General features: G+C 46.8%; 18 protein-coding genes and 1 tRNA gene. 14 read left to right on the top strand and 5 right to left on the bottom strand.

Annotated elements, in window-relative coordinates; all coding sequences use genetic code 11:
- Nucleotides 1-757 precede the first annotated feature (757 nt).
- A complete protein-coding gene (mscL, locus tag VNN20_11120; GenBank protein ID HWP92731.1) occupies nt 758-1186 on the bottom strand; it encodes a large-conductance mechanosensitive channel protein MscL in 429 nt (142 codons plus the stop codon).
- 537 nt (nt 1187-1723) lie between these two features.
- Between mscL and VNN20_11115 the strand changes: the two genes are divergently transcribed.
- Nucleotides 1724-3268 (top strand): TldD/PmbA family protein, encoded by a 1545-nt coding sequence (locus VNN20_11115; protein HWP92730.1) that lies wholly within the window; start codon nt 1724-1726, stop codon nt 3266-3268.
- Nucleotides 3269-3801: 533 nt separating this feature from the next.
- Here VNN20_11115 and VNN20_11110 read toward each other — a convergent pair.
- Entirely contained in the window at nt 3802-4473 is a 672-nt protein-coding gene (locus tag VNN20_11110; protein HWP92729.1) for a diphthine--ammonia ligase, read from the bottom strand.
- Nucleotides 4474-4597: 124 nt separating this feature from the next.
- On the opposite strand from VNN20_11110, the gene VNN20_11105 reads away from it, so the two are divergent.
- Nucleotides 4598-5050 (top strand): hypothetical protein, encoded by a 453-nt coding sequence (locus VNN20_11105; GenBank protein ID HWP92728.1) that lies wholly within the window; start codon nt 4598-4600, stop codon nt 5048-5050.
- Nucleotides 5051-5413: 363 nt separating this feature from the next.
- Here VNN20_11105 and VNN20_11100 read toward each other — a convergent pair whose 3' ends face one another.
- Nucleotides 5414-6889: a TldD/PmbA family protein gene (locus VNN20_11100; protein ID HWP92727.1), complete on the bottom strand. Its 1476-nt coding sequence runs from the start codon at nt 6887-6889 to the stop codon at nt 5414-5416.
- Nucleotides 6890-7493: 604 nt separating this feature from the next.
- On the opposite strand from VNN20_11100, the gene VNN20_11095 reads away from it, so the two are divergent.
- The 8 genes from VNN20_11095 to VNN20_11060 all read left to right on the top strand — a co-directional run bounded on the left by VNN20_11095 (nt 7494) and on the right by VNN20_11060 (nt 14585).
- Complete coding sequence (locus VNN20_11095) at nt 7494-8915, top strand: transglutaminase domain-containing protein (protein HWP92726.1); 1422 nt, start codon at nt 7494-7496, stop codon at nt 8913-8915.
- A 1-nt stretch (nt 8916) separates the two neighbouring features.
- Nucleotides 8917-10707 (top strand): tetratricopeptide repeat protein, encoded by a 1791-nt coding sequence (locus VNN20_11090; GenBank protein ID HWP92725.1) that lies wholly within the window; start codon nt 8917-8919, stop codon nt 10705-10707.
- Nucleotides 10704-11477, top strand: coding sequence for a hypothetical protein (locus tag VNN20_11085; protein HWP92724.1), 774 nt, complete (start codon nt 10704-10706; stop codon nt 11475-11477). Before VNN20_11090 ends, VNN20_11085 begins: the two co-directional genes overlap by 4 nt.
- An 81-nt stretch (nt 11478-11558) precedes the next feature.
- The gene (locus tag VNN20_11080; GenBank protein ID HWP92723.1) at nt 11559-11840 is read left to right on the top strand and encodes an HPr family phosphocarrier protein; all 282 of its coding nucleotides are present in this window, start codon (nt 11559-11561) and stop codon (nt 11838-11840) included.
- Entirely contained in the window at nt 11837-13594 is a 1758-nt protein-coding gene (ptsP, locus tag VNN20_11075; protein HWP92722.1) for a phosphoenolpyruvate--protein phosphotransferase, read from the top strand. Before VNN20_11080 ends, ptsP begins: the two co-directional genes overlap by 4 nt.
- Before the next feature lie 394 nt (nt 13595-13988).
- Nucleotides 13989-14066: transfer RNA gene (locus tag VNN20_11070), tRNA-Arg, on the top strand.
- Nucleotides 14067-14116: 50 nt separating this feature from the next.
- Nucleotides 14117-14251: a hypothetical protein gene (locus VNN20_11065; GenBank protein ID HWP92721.1), complete on the top strand. Its 135-nt coding sequence runs from the start codon at nt 14117-14119 to the stop codon at nt 14249-14251.
- Nucleotides 14252-14453: 202 nt separating this feature from the next.
- Nucleotides 14454-14585, top strand: coding sequence for a hypothetical protein (locus VNN20_11060; GenBank protein HWP92720.1), 132 nt, complete (start codon nt 14454-14456; stop codon nt 14583-14585).
- Between the two features lie 681 nt (nt 14586-15266).
- On the opposite strand, the gene VNN20_11055 is transcribed toward VNN20_11060, so the two are convergent.
- Both VNN20_11055 and VNN20_11050 read right to left on the bottom strand, forming a co-directional pair.
- Nucleotides 15267-15467: a DUF2283 domain-containing protein gene (locus VNN20_11055; protein ID HWP92719.1), complete on the bottom strand. Its 201-nt coding sequence runs from the start codon at nt 15465-15467 to the stop codon at nt 15267-15269.
- Between the two features lie 9 nt (nt 15468-15476).
- Complete coding sequence (locus tag VNN20_11050) at nt 15477-15638, bottom strand: hypothetical protein (GenBank protein ID HWP92718.1); 162 nt, start codon at nt 15636-15638, stop codon at nt 15477-15479.
- 56 nt (nt 15639-15694) lie between these two features.
- Here VNN20_11050 and VNN20_11045 point away from each other — a divergent pair, with 56 nt between their 5' ends.
- The 4 genes from VNN20_11045 (at nt 15695) to VNN20_11030 (ending at nt 17136) form a co-directional block, all read left to right on the top strand.
- A complete protein-coding gene (locus VNN20_11045) occupies nt 15695-15922 on the top strand; it encodes a DUF2281 domain-containing protein (protein HWP92717.1) in 228 nt (75 codons plus the stop codon).
- Between the two features lie 2 nt (nt 15923-15924).
- Nucleotides 15925-16212: a hypothetical protein gene (locus tag VNN20_11040; protein ID HWP92716.1), complete on the top strand. Its 288-nt coding sequence runs from the start codon at nt 15925-15927 to the stop codon at nt 16210-16212.
- Between the two features lie 448 nt (nt 16213-16660).
- Entirely contained in the window at nt 16661-16906 is a 246-nt protein-coding gene (locus VNN20_11035; protein ID HWP92715.1) for a type II toxin-antitoxin system HicB family antitoxin, read from the top strand.
- A 68-nt stretch (nt 16907-16974) separates the two neighbouring features.
- Nucleotides 16975-17136: a type II toxin-antitoxin system HicA family toxin gene (locus tag VNN20_11030; GenBank protein ID HWP92714.1), complete on the top strand. Its 162-nt coding sequence runs from the start codon at nt 16975-16977 to the stop codon at nt 17134-17136.
- Nucleotides 17137-17749: the final 613 nt, after the last annotated feature.

Below are 17749 nucleotides of genomic sequence, written 5' to 3'. Positions count from 1 at the left end.
TTACTCTTGATTTCTCTGCCTTCTTCTCGGTATGCTTTCCCATGGGTGGCGTCTCCTTTCTTTTTTCTTTTCTCAGCTAAAAAGATATAAAAGGATTCGCCGCCTGCAAATACTTTTACACACTTTTTGATATTATCCCGTGTTATGGAAGTCTTAAGATTCTGGGTAGTGGAAATGACATTATATAGGAAAAAGTACCGTATTGGGTCTATCAGGTTAAAAGACTGGGATTATGGCTCTCCTGGATATTACTTTGTTACTATTTGTACCGAAGGCCGTAAATGCTTTTTTGGCAAAGTGATTGAAGATGAAATGAAATTATCATCTTTAGGGAGGATTGCATCTCGTTATTGGCACGAGATTCCTAGCCATTTTCCTTACGTTAAATTGGACGAGTAAATCGTAATGCCAAATCATATACATGGAATTGTTATCATTGGTGATCATAAAATTGTAGAGACACAAAATTTTGTGTCTCTACCAGAAAGAAAAGGAAATAGATTCGGCCCGCAATCCAAGAATTTGGCCTCGATTATTCGTGGGTATAAAATCGGCGTTAAAAAATGGTCGAGAATAAACAATATACCCTTCTCATGGCAACGAAACTATTATGAACATATTATTCGAAGTGAAAACGAATTAAATGAGATTCGAGAATATATTTTGAACAATCCCATTAAATGGTCAGAGGATGAGGGCAATCCGGACAACGTGAAAAAGTAGAGACGCAAGATTTTGCGTCTCTACCACATTTCTTCTACCTCTGCTTCAAAATATCTCGGATCTCCGCCAACAATTTCTCTTCGTTTGACGGCTCTGGGGGAGGGGCCGGAGCTGCTTCTTCCTGCTTCTTCAATCTGTTCATGGCGCGTATGACGATGAAGAGCGCAAATGCTACGATGATGAAGTTAATTATGGTGTTTATGAAAACTCCGTATCTTATTGCTACCGCTCCCGCATTTTTAGCTTCGGCTAACGAGGCGTAGGGTCCAGGAGTTGCACCCTCTTTCAGGACTAAAAACAGGTTGGAGAAATCAACGTTGCCCAATGCCAGTCCGATAGGCGGCATGATTACGTCGTCGACTAGGGATTTAACTATTGCTCCGAATGCGGCGCCGATTATAATCCCGACGGCCATGTCCACCACGTTTCCGCGCATCGCAAATTCTTTGAATTCTTTCAGCATTTTTCATCCTCCTTTAGATGGTTATGATTGGATTTAATGAGCGAATAGCCTTAACCTACTTGCAAATCGTAAGAACATAAATCAACCTAGCTTGAGTATTACACAGGCCAAAAATCAGTCAAGTTAAACCGTCTTGGTAAGGAAACAACTGAGAGCAGTTTAGCGTTTTGGCTCGTTCACTTACTTTCATGTTATTATTAACTCCTTCACGCTTGCTGTTTTATATTGAATTTAACTTGAGATTACCTGTGGTTTGCCAGAAGGTTTCATTACCTATCCTCCCTCATGGTGGGGCGTAGTATTTGATGCACAGTGGGATCTGAGGTAGTTATCGAGGGGGGTTCAGGGAACCACATGCATCAAATGGAAATAAGAGCTTAAGGTGGGGGTGATTCACCCTTCCCATTAGCCCGTGAGATAACTTCATATCTCATGGGCTGAATCCCCTCCCGTCAAGGGAGGGGAAATTCTCGGATACTTTGCGGCTTACCGCAGGACGGTTCATTTCCATACCCAAACTGCTAGGAGGCATCCCCAATGTCAGGCCTAATCGGCGTTGATTTAATCGAACGGATAAAAGTCCTGGTTTCCGAAATGGTCCTGGAATCTCAAATAAACCTGGATAACTGTCACTACATAGATGTGAGGATAGGGGTGAATGAGACCAGGTTTGCCGTGGCTCAAAAGGGCGCTCCAAGGGAAGGGAGAGAAGAACGGCAGATGTCTTTCAGCGTAAGGTCCATCGCCGGCGACAGGCTTAAAGCCTCCGGCTACTTTGCCTCTCATCTGGGCACTTCTGACCTGAGAAGACTGGATGATGTGATAAGGAAAGGGGTAAGACATGCCTGGAAACGAGCGCTGGCAAACGCTTCGTACAAAGCGGAGATGAAGGGTGTGTTTGGAGAGCTTGGAGAATCGATACACAGCACCATACTCGCCCCGGTTGAAGTTCACAACGATACGGTGGTTATCCCATTCAAGGATGACCCCAGAAGCGTAACGCTCGAGTGCATAGTGAGAGAAGCAGTCGGAGCATCCGAGTCCATTGAAAAGCTTTATGATTCAGGTGGCTATAATCTGGTTCACGTTACTACCTCGCTGGTAAGAGAGCTTTTTGTGTCGTCCGAAGGGGCACTGATCGACCAGACCTTCCCACTCACCGAAGGGTTTGTTTATGTCGTCGTCGGAGACGAGGCTAACTATGACCACCTTGGAGCCAGATGCGGATGGGAAGCGATTCATGGAGAAAATCCTTTTGGTAGGACCCTACATGAGTTTGCAGTAGACCTGGGGAATGAAACAATAGAGCTCTCCAAGGCCGAAGTTCTCAACTCAACTGCAAAAGAAGCGGTGGTGGTCACCGACCCGCATTTCAATGCGCTTCTCGTGCACGAGATTATCGGCCACCCGGTGGAAGCGGACAGGGCGCTCAAGATGGAGACAGCATACGCCGGAAGGAGCTGGCTGCTAAAGAGCCTGGAAAATAACCAGGTGGGCAAGAAGGTAGCTTCCGACCTGGTAACGGCGTATTCCGATACGTCGCTTCCGGGTTATGGAAACTATAAATACGATGGAGAGGGGGTCTTGGGAAAGAGGGTAGTTCATATCGACAAGGGGATATTCAAGGGATTTTTGAACAGCCGGGAAACCGCGGTGATACTGGACGAGGAGCCAAACGGCGCCATGCGTGCCACCCATAGCTACTTTGTTCCGCTGGTGAGAATGACCAACACCGTGTTCGCCCCGGGTGACAGGAATCCGGACGACATAATTAGGGAAGTCGACGACGGATATTACCTGGTGTCACATCATACACCTTCCATCGGAGAATCCCGGGAGAATTTCAGCATATCGGCAAGACGGGTGTATAAGGTCGAGAAGGGTGAGCTGGTGAAGCTATACAGAAGCGGGGGAATGACCTCCGATTCGAGGGATTATCTCATGAGCATAGATGCCGTGGGAAACGATTTTAGGCTTTTCCCCATGCCTAACTGCGGAAAGGGTGTCCCTATGCAGGCTCTTCGTGTGGGAAATGGTGGTCCTACCCTGCGCGGCCGGGCCAGGCTTACCGGCGGGAGATAGTTTTAGTATTAATGATGTGATTTATATAATGAACTTGTCCTGAGCGTCCATCCTTCGATCGGACTCAGAGCCTGTCTTGAGTAGATCCCCGATTAAATCGGGGAAGGGATGAGCGGATTTACATCTGCTAAATGCTAATATAACTCGGTTTGCCTGAATACTAAGTTTATCTAAGCCTGTCCTGAGCCTCACCAAGGGCGATAATTTTATAACACTGAAAAAGGAGGGGCCGCTCGCCAGTTTCGTCAGTAGTACACGACATGCTTCTTAACAACATAATTTCTATTGTTTTGTCTTTTTCGATAGGCGTGACTTTCCGGGCCGTATCTGGTTTTAATGTAAGGAACGGAGAGCAATTTGCTTAGATTCCTCACCAGCTCCCTCACATTCGTTCGGGACAGGGATCGGAATGACAAGGATGAGGATACCGTTCCAATAACTTCTTCTGTCATTTCGACCAGGGGGAGAAATCTTAGATTCGCGGAATGACACCCTGTGTCAGATTGCTTGCTGGTAGACCGGATCTATATGCTCTAGTGATGAGGCACTAAATCGCAATAATAAAAACGGTTATCCCTTAAGATAACCTCTCCGGTATTGTAGAGTATCCTTTCCCGGAATATCGGCCCATCGTAGACAAAGGAGTGAAATTCGCCATTCTCGCCGCAGGGGTCGACACCGGGAGGGAGCTCGGATAAGAATTGTTCATTGATGACCCTCCCTACAAATCTCTTGTCCAAAACATTTGCGTCAACGCAGACTGTAACCGCTTTGAAACCCAGGTTTATGAATGTACGAGCAAGCTCGTTGGTGTCTCTTTTCCAGACCGGGAAGATTCCCCTCATCCCTATTTTAGCCAGGTTGTCCTCTCGGTATTTTCTTACATCTTCTAAGAAGATGTCTCCAAAGACTACTGAGTTAACACCTCTATTCTTATACTTTAAAAGAGCCTCTTCCATTTTAGATTCGTATTCTTGATTGGAAGCATTCTTGGGAATCAAAATTTTTTCGAGCGGATAGCTCAGCGACTCGGCCTGCTGTTCTAATAGAATCCGTCTCAAACCGTGCATACTAACCCGGTCGTAGTCTTCGGTCACGGTTGTCAATAAAGCTAATATCTCATAGTTATTACTCTTCTCAATTTCATAGAGCGCTATGGCACTATCTTTACCGCCACTCCATGAAAAAATGACTTTTTCCGGCATTGGCTAATCTCTTATTTTTGGTGTGATATTTTATTCTATATGGGAAAAGTCATTCACACCAAGAACTTCTAATACAGCTTAACTACAACAGTTGTCACAGGTTTATAATTTTATGCTAAATACAATGAAAGAAGAAAGTACCGCTAAAAACATATCCGACAAAAACAAAGAAGACTTAACACAAGAGCTTGAGAGTAACACACCTCCTAAGCCATTAAGTAAAAACTCGGATTTGGAAAAAAGAATACATTCTCTCGAACAATCCTTAGAACAACGTGTTGGTCTTGAAACCTTATTTTCTCAAAGGTTTTCTGAATTGAGAGGCGAATTAAGGCGCGAAGTGGATTCACGTTTTAGGAAATATGGAATGGTTGCTCTCCAAAGTATGTTTTACACGGCTCAAATACTCACACAAAAGGGAAAGTATGATGAAGCTGAGAAGACCCTCAAGAAAGTTGAGGAGATCAATAATAATTTTCGATGGTTATATGTAGGGTGTGCATATCTCTTTATAAAGCAAGGTAAACAAGACGACTCTGAACCTGCCCTAAGTTTATATAAGGATGAGGTCTCTTGAGGTGTTCATTCTTCGACTGTGCTCAGAATGAACGGTTTTTATTTCATTAATCATTTTAGCGGATATGCATCCGCTCATTCCTTCCCCGATTTAATCGGGGATGAACTCAGGACAGGCTCTGAGCCTGGTCGAAGGATGGGTTATTGAGAGTTTCCCCTTCCACCCTACTCAGAGTTAACGGGGTTTTTCTAGAAAAGGCGGTCAATAGGCTAGAACAAACGTGAAGAATCTTAGTGGAGTATAGACTCAGAGTGACAGTTAGAGAAGTAAAATTGCCGAGTTAGATGAAATTAGCTAAGGCAGTGCCCGTTTGATTAAATCCTTGTCATTACCTATTAAATGTTCTTAAAAATTGTAGAAACCCTACAACTCCTCCATGAACTCGGCCACGTTTTCCAGCCTGACTTCCTTCACCGCGATTTCCGGCGCTATCACTATCTCCGGCGAGTCCCAGATAAACGTCGTTCTTTTCTCTTTGGATATGGCAGATATGTTTTCCAGGAGGTTCATAAAATTGTCGTTTATTCTTACCGTGTTCGGTTTGATCGGCTCGTCCAACTTGCCGTTTCGGATTATATATGAATCCCCTATGACCGTCCCGGTGAAATGCGCCTTGGCCAGCCCATACACCGGATAGAGATACCAGAGCCTCCCTATGTATATGCCGTTTTTAACGCGTGAAATTAACTTCTCCGAATCCACCTCTCTCCTTCCCTCGATCACCAGGTTAGTAGCGGATATGGAGGTCGTCCGCCGGAAGTCTCTACCCCCGTCTCCAAACCGGAATCCGTTCCTGGGTATGAATTTGACCAAATTATTCTCGTATTTTTTGGCATAATAGTGATTGGACAGAAACCCGACCAGCATTCCCCCTTCTATCAAATCCGTTCTCCCGGTAGGAAGGCCCTCGCCAGTAATTTTCTTGCTACCTACTTCCCAGAGTCTTGCTCCGTCGTCGTAAATCGAAAGAATTTCCGAAGCAACCCTCTTGCCCAGCTTTCCGACGAAGGGTGAGTTGCCCGAATCTATGGAGCTTAAGGTGAGGGCGGAGATTATCATCTCTGAAAAGAGCATAGCCACGGCGTGTCTTCCAAAAACCACGTTGTACCTTCCGGCTAGTATTCTCTTTCCGCCAACGGTGCTTATGGCGCTTATCGCCGCCGCTTGTCCCGCTTCCTCCGGCCTGAACTTATCCAGGTGAGTAGCGGAATTCCAGCCAGTCCCCTTAGCATCGCTGTCCTCAATCATAGAGGTGATGGAGCAATAGAGCGCGGTGGATTCATCATAATCATTAATCCCCCTGGTGTTCGCCACCGCCATTCTCTCCTTGAGTATGGTAACGTCTCCTCCTACGACCAGGCTTTTTGAATATCCGGCCTCTTTGAACGTGGCTAACGCCCCCTTAAGGGCGCGCCAGCCCAGGGATACCATTTCTTCATCTTCCAAGTTCATTACCCTTTCATCGTGGTATGAAATGAGTTTAGGCGGCTCGTCCAATGGGGACGGGAGTGATTTAAAATCGGGGTCATTCACCGCATTCTGCCGTGCCTTCTCCAAAGCCCTTTTGATCCCGTCCAGGCTCAGGTCTCCGGTCTCGCTGCCGAAGCCAACCTTGGTCCCTTCGGCTGTGTTGAATACGGCCAGAACCCCCACCCCGTACCCGGCTATGTTTTTCGGCTCGTGAACGCCGCTGCACGGTATGTCCGATGTGTAGTTGATCCTTACCGTCATATTGTCGTTCCAGGAGGCGAATAACTCGGCCTCCTTAATATAGGGCTGAAATTCAACAAAAGAGAGTCCTTCTTTTACGCATCTCCTTAAATCTTCGACACTAATCATCAGATTCTCTCCTGTTATGTCATTTGCCAGGCAAAATTGCGTTGCCGGAAAAGACGAGAAAAACCCGATTATTGTATCTATAAATAGTTCGTTTGTTAAGTTTGTGTTAAGCCGACTAGTTAAAGCCGATGTAGAAACACTCTAAATAATTTAGGGAAACGCGTATCTTTATTGAGTGCTTCGAAGAGTCTGAAATGAGAGATTCGAAGTGCTCAGTGTATAGTCGCTCCTCTCCGCATGTTATCCCCGTTCCCCGGCTTAACCAGGAGGTCCACCCATTTGTCATTCCGGTCCCTCGGTTTAACCGGGGGATCAATCGGGAATCTAGTCCTTATGTCATCCCCGAATGCATTAATCGGGGATCCATATTTGACAGATCGGTTGATTCCCGCTCCCCGATCATGGTCGAGGACAAGTTCCGCGGGAATGACAACCTCTACATCCCTCTCTTATACCCGTCTTTAATCATCACCTGCTAAGCGTGAGGAAAATTTTAGTTGAGATGGTTTATAAAATACTTCCCCCTTCCAGCGGAGGTGCGGTATGTTTTGTCTACAAATACAATACTTGAGACTGGTATGAAAGGTGTGTAGATTATTCATGTATGAAATCAGCCCACCCGGTTGTGCTTGCCTTGTTATTCTCGCTTAGTCTGGTTGGTGCAGCGGGTAAAGAGCTCGACCCAGAAGAAGAGTGGATGGGCATTTACTCCGGAGAGAATAGGGTCGGATATTCTTACACCCTTTTCAGACGGGAGAAAGGGACATTAAATATAGTCGAAGAAACCAACCTCCGGATGAACATCCTGGGCACGGACCAGAATCTAAAGGTAATGTCGGATTACTTCTTGGACGGTTACAAGCTTATGGCCTTTGATTTCTCGATGAGCGCTCCCTCTGTGGAGCTTAAGGCCACCGGCAAAAGGGTGGGGGAGGAGATTAAGCTGGAGGTGTTTTCGGTTTCGGGGAAGAGCGAACTTTCTTTTCCGGTTAGGGATGAGCCGTTGGTTATGCCCATTCTTTACAGGTGGCTAAGCGAGCAGAATCCGAAGGTGGGCAAGTCCTACGAAGTCACCCTTTTCGACCCGACCTCGATCCTGACCGGGGCCGATTCGATGAGCTTGAGGACCACACTGAGGGTAGAGGGTGAGGAGCGGGTGGAAGTTCCTCTGGGTAGTTTCAATACATACCGGGTGAAGACGGATTTTGCCGGCTCTGAAATAACCGCCTGGGTGACGAATAAAGGAGGAGTGATAAAGGAGGTTTCCCCTCCCGGGCTTACGGCCATGAGGGAGGCCGGAGAGGGTGTCCGGGGCCAGAGTCTCGCCAGCCTGGATATAATAGAAGATACTGCCATCTCCTCAGATGTTTCTCTTGATAATCCCAGAAACCTTAAATTGCTCCGGGTCAGGGTAGGAGGGATAGAATCGCTCGAGGGGTTAGACCTGCAGGATGATAACCGGCAGTTTTATAAAGACGGTTTAATCGAGGTTAAAGTCGGAGACCTGTCTCGAGTGAAAACATATTCAATTCCTTATTCCGGCAAAAATTATGATGTTTATTTAAAGCCGAGCAGTTTGATCCAGAGTGATAGCGACGAGATACTAAGCTTAGCGTCGGAGATCGTAGGTGGAGAGGGGAGTTCCCTGACTGCTGCACGAAAGATAAACGATTGGGTTTTTAATTCCCTCGATAAAACCCCAACCATAAGCGTCCCCAATGCGCTCGATGTCCTCAAGACCAGGAAGGGGGATTGCAACGAGCATGCTACTCTATTTGCCGCTCTTTCCCGCGCCGCCGGGATTCCGGCTAGGATCGCACTCGGAATTGTTTTCCTCGATGGGAAGTTTTACTATCATGCCTGGAACGAGGTTTTCGTGGGCGAATGGGTCGCCGTCGATCCCACCTTTGGACAGTTCCCCGCGGACGCATCCCACATAAAATTCATCGAAGGGGACCTGAGCAAAAGCCATCAGATCATAAAGTTAGTAGGGAAAATAAAGCTGGACATAGTCGAGGCATCTTGAGATGAAGTTTAGAAGAACAGAGAATCGGTACGGAATAAAGTCTTTATTGGTCGCTTTCTCTATTTTGTTTCTCTCCTCCTGTGCTCCAAAGATGACGGGGGTAGAACCAACCGGCCAGGTCAAGAAGAAGGAATATAGACAATTAACCAGCAAGCACGAGGCTTATTATTACTTCACGCTCTCCCGACTTAACTTCCTTCGCGGTAATTTTGCCGAGGCGCTCTCCGAGCTCCAGGCCGCCGAGAGGCACGACCCCGATTCCGCTTTCTTAAAATACAACCTAGCCCTGGTTTACATGAGCATGAATCAGTTTCAGCAAGCGGTGTGGAAGCTGGAGGAGGCGGTAAAGGTAAATCCCGACTTTGGGCCCGCTCACGGGCTTCTGGGTAAGATTTACGCCTCTTCTCCGGACCCGGATAAGAGACAGGAAAGCGTAAAGGAGCTGACCAAGGCCATCGAGCTCGACCCGGACGACGCGGAGTCATATCTTTTTCTAGGTATAGTCCAGGTAGAGTCAAAGCAGTATGAACAGGCTAAGACTAGCTTTGAGAAGTTTACCGAGCTACTCCCCGACGATGAGCGCGGATACTATTTCCTGGGAAGACTGCACTCGGAGACCGGGAACCTGGAGAAGTCCGAAAGATACTACAGAAAGGCGCTGGAGATTAACCCCAGCTATCCATCCGCCCTGATAGACCTGGCAATAGTGTATGAAAAGCAGGGAAGGCTTGAGGAATCCGAAAGCATATACAAAGACCTGGTCGTGCTTTTCCCGCTCAATTTCGAGGCATACGTGCGCTACGGAAATTTCCTCTTCCGGGTAAACCGTCTGACCGATGCTGCCGTTCAGTTTAAAAAAGCGGAGCAACTGGATCATAAAAACCCGGATTTGAAGCTCAGGCTCGGACTCCTTTATATCGAAAAAAGGGAATACGACAAAGCCATCGAGCAGTTAAGGCTCATTCTCCTGGGAGACCCGGACGATGAAAGGGCTAAGTATTATCTCGCCCTCGCCTACACCGAGACCGGCAAATACGACGAGTCTCTGAACCTCCTCAACACCATAACCCCGGAGTCGGCTTACTATAACGACGTACTGGTGCAAAAGGCCTACCTATTCGAGAAGATGGGAAAAACAGAACAATCCCTCGAGGTAATCGAGAAAACCCTGAAGGATAACCCGGATAACGAGGCGGTGGTCAATTATCTGGGAACCCTTTACCGAAAGCTCGACCGGAACCAGGACGCCATAAATCTTTACAAGAACTTCTTGAAGAATCACCCGGATAGCGAGGTCATATGCTACTCGCTCGGGGTAGCCTATTATCTGGCCAAGGATGAAGACCGGTCCATCGATATGATGAGAAAGGTGTTGGAAATCAATCCGGACAACGCCGATGCCCTCAATTTTATAGGCTACACCTATGCGGAAAGGGGAGAGAATCTGGAAGAAGCCGAGGTCATGGTCAGGAGGGCTCTGGAGATATCGCCCAACAAGGGGCACATAGTGGACAGCCTGGGATGGATTTATTACAAGAAGGGCGACCTGGACGGGGCGCTCGAACTGCTGAAGAAAGCTGAACAGCTTATGTCCGACGACCCGACCATAATGGAGCACCTGGGGGATGTTTACTACGACAAGGGAAATACGCTTAAGGCGCTTGAGTATTACGAGAGGAGCCTGGAGCTAAACGGAAAGGAAGACAAGGAGCTGGAGGAGAGGGTAGAGAAAAAGATTATTAATATCAAACAAAAGCTTAACGCTCAGAATAGGGGGAGAAAGGTAGATTGAAGAAATCTCCTATTTTGTTGCTAGGCTTGCTTTTCCTTTTTGCCTGCGCCGGAAAGACCGTCGAGGTCGATGTAGCTACGATAGATAAGTCTTCTTTTTTAACTAGGGTAAGACAGGCGGATAAGGGGGTAAGGTCGATTAAGGGGCTGGCCTATGTCAGCATAAAGGCCCCGGAGAATAGCGCATCTTTCAGCCAGGTCACCATAGCCGAGGAGCCAAACCTTCTCCGTCTGGAAGCGCTGGCTCCATTCGGAAGAACAGCGGTCATAGTCATATCAGATGGAGAGAGGGTTCACGTTATTTCCCAGGGGGAACACCAGGTTTTCGACAGCCTGGAGGAGTTTGATTTATCGCTCTTTTATCCGGACCTCCCGGTGAGGATCACGGTGGATAAACTGGTGGACCTACTGCTCGGCAGGTTCCCCGGGCGGCATGATTATGATGATTCTTCGGTTCGACTGAGTAAAGAATCGTCTTACGTGCGCGTGGCCTTCACTAATGATAAGGGAGGGGAAGATGTTTTCTGGGTCAACCCGGTCAACTACCGTATCGAAAAAGCAAAGGTCAATCTGGATGGGGAGACAGCAGCCTACAGCTATGGTGATTTCAAGGATTTCGGAGCAGGCGCTTCGCTGCCTACCAGCATGAAACTCAAGCTCGATAGCTTCTCCATCTCCATCCGTTACCACAGCGGAGTCGAGGTGAATACCGACATAGACCGGGGGCTTTTTGAGTTCAGGCCATCATTAGTAACATTTGAAAAAAAATAATCGGGTTCTTATAATAGGATTCAGGGGTTTATTTCACGAATTTTCCGGTTGCTTCATGTGTCCCAACGGAGGCCTTTCATTTTGGAGACTCTAGAGATTATCAAGGTGTTTAAGATCAAGAACAGACTTGGTCTTCATGCGCGCGCCGCCGCTTCCTTCGTGCGGCTCTCCAATAAATTCTCGTCCGACATAAAGCTCATAAAAGACGGTTACGAGGTAAACGGAAAAAGCATACTGGGTATTCTGTCGCTGGCAGCGGCACAGGGAAGTGAGCTACAAATACTGGCTAAAGGCGAGGATGCCGAAGAAGCCATCGGCGAGATCGAAAAACTTATCGAAAGCGGGTTTGGTGAAGGGATATGAGATTTGAGCTCAAGGGAATTGTGATCTCTCCCGGGGTTGCTCTGGGAAGAGTGGTATTACTCAATCGCTTCAAAACAATAGTGGAAAGAAAGAAGTTAGAACCACCTTTAATCGAGCCGGAGAAGAAGAGGTTTTTGTCGGCGGTGGAAAAATCAAAGGAGCAGATTCTCCAGATAAGAGATAAATTCGACCCGAAGGAAGCAGGGGACCATCTTCAAATATTAAATCTGAACATAATGATGTTGGAGGACGAAATACTCTGTGAAGAGGTGCTCCGGACGATCGAGAACGAGCAGGTCAACGCGGAGTGGGCTATAACCTATCTTCTCTCCAAGAAAAGCGAGGCCTTCAAGCGGGTAGAGGATATCTACATGAAAGAGAGGCTGGCCGACATCTATTATCTCGGGGAAAGGATACTTCGAAACCTTCGCGGGGTGCACGAGGATATACCCAACCTGGAGGAGGACTCGATCGTGGTTTCCCATGATATCTCTCCGGTCGACCTGGTGGGGTTTGCAAAACACCACGCCGTCGGTTTTGCCACGGACGTAGGCGGTTCCACGTCTCATAGCGCCATAGTGGCAAAGTCCTTAGGAATTCCTACGGTCATGGGACTCGAGGACATAACCTTGAAGGTTTCGCCTGGCGATTCCATATTCGTCGACGGATATAACGGTTTAGTCATCGTCAACCCGACCGAAAAAGAATTAAGGGAGTTCAAGAAGAGGAGAAAGGAATTCCAGGCGCTGGAAAAGAAGCTCGCAAGCTACGCCACCCTCCCCGGAAAAACGCTCGACGGCCGGGAAATAAGGGTAAGCGCAAACATAGAGATTTCTGATGAGGTAGACCTGGCCATGTGCTACGGGGCTGAGGGCATAGGGATGTACCGAACGGAGTTCATGTTCACAAGCTCGGTGTATTTCCCCACGGAGGAGGAGCAGTTCGAGGATTACAAAAAGGTGCTCTCCCGGTTTCACTCGCCGTACATAACCATACGGACCCTGGACATCGGTGGGGATAAGTTCCCGGTGGGTATGGAGCCTTCCAAGGCGATAAACCCGGCTCTCGGTCTTCGGGGCATTCGGTTTTCTCTCAAGGACGAGAAGACCTTCCGCACCCAGATCAGGGCGATTCTGAGGGCCAGTGAGTTCGGAAAGGTGCGAATACTCATCCCCATGATCTCCAACATATTGGAAATAAGGGAAGTGAAAAGGATAATACTGGAGACGGCCCGTGAGCTTAATTCTCACACCTTCCCCGAAGTCGGGGTCATGGTCGAAATACCCTCTGCCGCTATCATGGCTTCGGAGATCGCCGACGAGGTGGAATTTCTGAGCATCGGTACCAACGACCTAATTCAGTACACACTGGCCGTCGACCGGGTCAACGACCATGTCTCCTATCTGTTCACGCCGTTCAACCCGGCGGTTTTGCGTCTTATAAAAACCATAATCGAGAGAGCCAATGAGAAAGGTGTTCCGGTAAGCGTATGCGGAGAGATGGCCGGACAGCTCTCCTGCGTCCCACTGCTCGTGGGTATGGGCGTCGACGAGTTGAGCATGAACGTCCATTCCATACCCAAAGTGAAGAAGCTTTTGAGTTCTATCACCGTGAATGAATCGAAGGAGATCGTGGAGCACGCTTTAAAATTAAAGACCGCCGCCGAGATAAGGGAATTTGTGACGCAGTCAATCGTGGAGAAATGGGGTGACACGCTTCCCGGCGAATTGAGGCAAGAGATAGCGTTGGATTAATCTCTCTGTTGTCCCCCTCTTCATCAATGGGGACGAAAGTGGGTTTGTCTCGTTTTTGCCTGTTATTCTGAACCCTGTACTGACAGAGTGTGAGGCAGGTTAATTTTGCCCTTCAGAACGAATATGAGGAATCTTAAACAATTTCATAAGTAAGATTTCCCCTTGCGAAATGGCAGGAAGAACGGCCAGAAATGACCGTCTTATTTTTCATCTTCTAACCGCGATGATCTGAACACTTATTTCCTTGTGATACCTGTTCTTGTAAGGCCATAATCTATTCAGGTATTTTAATACCAAGCAACAAGTCTAAAAAAGATTCCTTGATTTTGTAAGGAACGCATATACTTCGACAGGTCTCAGTACGGTCATGCGTTCCGAAGTCTCAAAAAATAGCGCCCCTATAGCTCAGCCCGGATAGAGCGTCGGACTTCGAATCCGCAGGTCGGGGGTTCAAATCCCTCTGGGGGCGCCAGTTTTTATTTACTAATCCCGGAGGGTAAACCCGAGAATAAGGGGTTGCAAATGGCTGACATAACGGGAGACGAACCGCTTTCTAATCAGAACCTAAACCCAAAGTATTATACTTCAGACACGATCATACTGCGTTCTACCGATAAATTAAACCTTTATTTTCAGCGATTAATATGGTTTGATTGATAAAGTATCTGATCAGGGCCCATATACTTAAGATTAAAATTCCACTTTTCTGTAAGTGAGCGTACGGATTTCTAATTATTAGTTAATCCTGCATTACCGGGAGTCTTGAACCAGGCCAAGAGCATATTACAGACCCAGCCCACGGCTTTAGTGAGGCCGCGTGGCGTTCGCCTTTGACCCCGAGCGTAAAGCGGTGCTTTGAGTGGCTGGCGACAAATCCGGCACTAGCCAGAAGCGCTTTTATAGAGGGTTGTTTAAGAAGGCAGACGCCCGTTTTGACAGCCGTCTGGCAATGCTGAAAATAAAGAAATCCAAGAAGAAGGGGAAGAAGTAATGGGCAAGAATCTTGACGAAAAAATAAGCAAGCTGGGCAAAAGGAGACAGGCTAAAATCAAAGAGCTTCCCTCTAAAACTCATAGCGGAAGAGATGACCATGCGTGATTTGCGCAGTGCCCGCAAGCTCACCCAGAAACTATCGCCAGAAAACTGGGGATCAGCCAAGACAATGTTTCCCGCCTAGAATCACGCTCGGATGTGTTGTTATCTACCCTTCGCGACTATGTTCACTTGCTAGGCGGGGAGCTGTCATTGGTCGCTGAATTCCCGGACAGACCTCCTGTAGTGCCGGCAGGCATTGCCACCATAGAAAAACGGAAAAAAAGGGTAGGCCAGACATCTCGGAAATCAGAGTCCTGAGATCACTGGGTAGGTATTAACACATTAATGGGTGGAAAATCATGAGCAAGGCGGGAAAAGGAATTATCAAGGGCGCTGAGCAGGCTCTGACCTACCTCAAAGGAGATAAAACAAAGGCCGCGCCTACAAAGTGCGCACCAGGGATATAGATGTAAAAGCGGTCCGTGGCTTGTCCCCTTGAGACCGGTCCAGCCTTGCCGAAGGAGGGGATATAGGTAGGTTCCGATGAGAGGGCACACCTAAGGTTTCGTCCGAAGGTTACTCCCTCTCTTTTTTACTCAATTTCTTTTATAGCTTTCTAAGGAAGTGTGGTTGCCCTTCAGTCCGCAACAGCGTATTTAACGGAACGGGGATTTTCCATCCGTTTGGATGCATCCAATATCTCAAGTCCTACGATATTACCGTCCTTATCGTAGTCAGAATTGTTAAGTCCCCTCTTGAGAGGGGATTTAGGGGTGTGTACGCTATCTGAAATTCTCCTCTGCAATTCCTGAAAGAGGAACATCCACTTGAGCATCATAAGTTATTTTCATACACGCCTCCAATACTTGTCAATCTTGCTTGTTCGGTAAACCGTGACTACTACTGCGGGGTCGATATCCTCAGCCACAATAACCGGCAGTAAGAAAATTCTACCATCCCCAAAATCAATATGCGACTGGCCGCTTATCGTTATGCGTGTAATAACCACCTCCTCTTCTTAAACCTTATTTTGTCTGATAAAATTATCAGCTAGGGAGTGAAGAAATGAAATCCGAGCAGGTTTTAAAGAAAAGGGTTATGAAAGAGATTGAAAAGCTTCCTGAGAAGCATCTCAGAGAAGTCAAAGATTATGTTGATAGTCTTTTGAAAAAGAAGCGAGATGCTAAAGAGACACAACTCGATCCTGAGAACGACCCGATCCTACAGATCTGCGGCATAGCGGACGTAGAGCCATTTGCCCATAAGATAGATGAAGAACTCTACGGTGAATAATATTGAAACTTCTAATTGACACTTGGGGATGGATTACCTATTCGAATAGAAGAGAGGAAAGACACGCAGAGATAGGAACCTTTTACAATAACTTCCAGCTTAAAAAGGGTATTCTCTATACAACGGATTATATTTTGGATGAAACGATAACACTTTTGTTTAGAAAACTGCCCTTTGAAACTGCGGAAGAAGAGACAAAAGAGATAATAAGAGCAATAGATAACAACTACTTAATTCTTGAATGGATTAACGAAGAGAGATTCGGAAAGGCAAGAGATTTAAGGTTATAATTTCATGATAAGCCTAGAATTTCATTCACGGATTTAACATCAATGGTAGTCATGGAGGAACTTGGAATCCAGGATGTTCTGACAGAGGATGATCACTTTATTCAAGTGGGTATGGAATTCAGAAAGTTACCGTAACATTTAACCTGATCTATTTTCCCCATTCTACCCCAGGTACTTCACGGTATTCGGCCTCTTTCAAGACATACGGTTTTATATAGGGACTAATCATCTCGGTTGTGAGGAGTTCTACTCTCTTATCAAGCGTGTTTTCCAGGAATGATTACGGGTTTTCGTAATTATCCGCGGAGTATCGCAAAACCGAGGCTCTTATCTGCTAGTAACCTCATAACCTATAAAGGCATTTGAGCTTTAAAAGTCCTTAACCTATAGTGTGTAGAGTAAAAGCATAAAATTCTGTGAAAATATATATTGTCCCGGGAGGAATCCTATGGCAGCAAAAGAATATTCATATACGGTATTTTACGAGCCTGCTCCAGAAGGAGGTTATGTTGTAACTGTTCCTGCTCTTCCCGGACTTGTAACCGAGGGCGATACATTAGATGAAGCAAGAGAAATGGCACGCGATGCCATTCGAGCATACTTGGAGAGCTTGATAAAAGACGGCCAGTCAATTCCGGAAGAAGAAGGAACTAGGCAGGAAAAAGTGGCAGTCGCAGTCGATGCACCCTTCTAAATGGCCCCAACTTTACCAAGTTTCAAACCAAAAGAAGTTTTAAAAGCCCTGCAAATGGCTGCTTTTATATCCACCATCAAACCGGAAGACACGTTGTTCTAAAACATCCGGCTCAAGCATCAAGAAGAGTAGTGCTTCCATACCATAATAAGGATTTAAAGAGAGGAACTCTTCAGGGTATTCTCAAGCAAGCAGGATTAAGCGTTAAAGAGTTTCTGAAGTACCTTTAAGTAGAGACTAAAAGAAAATCTTATAATTCAAGCCCAGCCCCAGGGGATACTGGTTTAGGATATTACTATCCCTGTTGTAGTTGATAATTGTAAAGTCCCCTCTTAAGAGGGGATTTAGGGGTGTGTAAGCTACCTGAAGTTCCAAAAAATAAGGGCCAAGTCCTGAGCCGAGCCGAAGGGGTTTAGAGTGACAATCGAGATCCTTCGCTTTGCTCCAGGATGACAACAAGATAAGGTGTATTTTTGAAAAGGGGCGCGCAGCCCTTTTTCTAGAAAGCTAAGATTTCTCACGTTTGTTCGAAATGACATCAGGTGTGTTCAGAAAGTCCAGGGTCAAGTCTTGGATTGTAAATTTTGGAAGATGATAAGGGCTAGTTAGACCGGCCTTAATCAGCTTGCACTATTCCATAAAAATCATACAATGTATCTATACATTACTGCAATGGAAAAGGGGACGCACCCTTTTCTTGAGGAATGAAAGGATGTACGGATGAAAAGGACTAGAAAACCAGCGCAGAAAAAATCGGCTAGGCCCGAAAGGAAAGTTATAAAGCCCTACGACCCGACCGGGCCGGTAAAGGCGTATATGACCCGTAACCCATCGGTTGTGTCC

The organism is Thermodesulfobacteriota bacterium (genome assembly GCA_035559815.1).
In the GTDB taxonomy this organism is placed as follows: Bacteria; Desulfobacterota_D; UBA1144; order Nemesobacterales; family CSP1-2; genus DATMAT01.
Note: the sequence above shows the minus strand (reverse complement) of the source record. Positions and strands in the feature narration are given on the sequence as shown.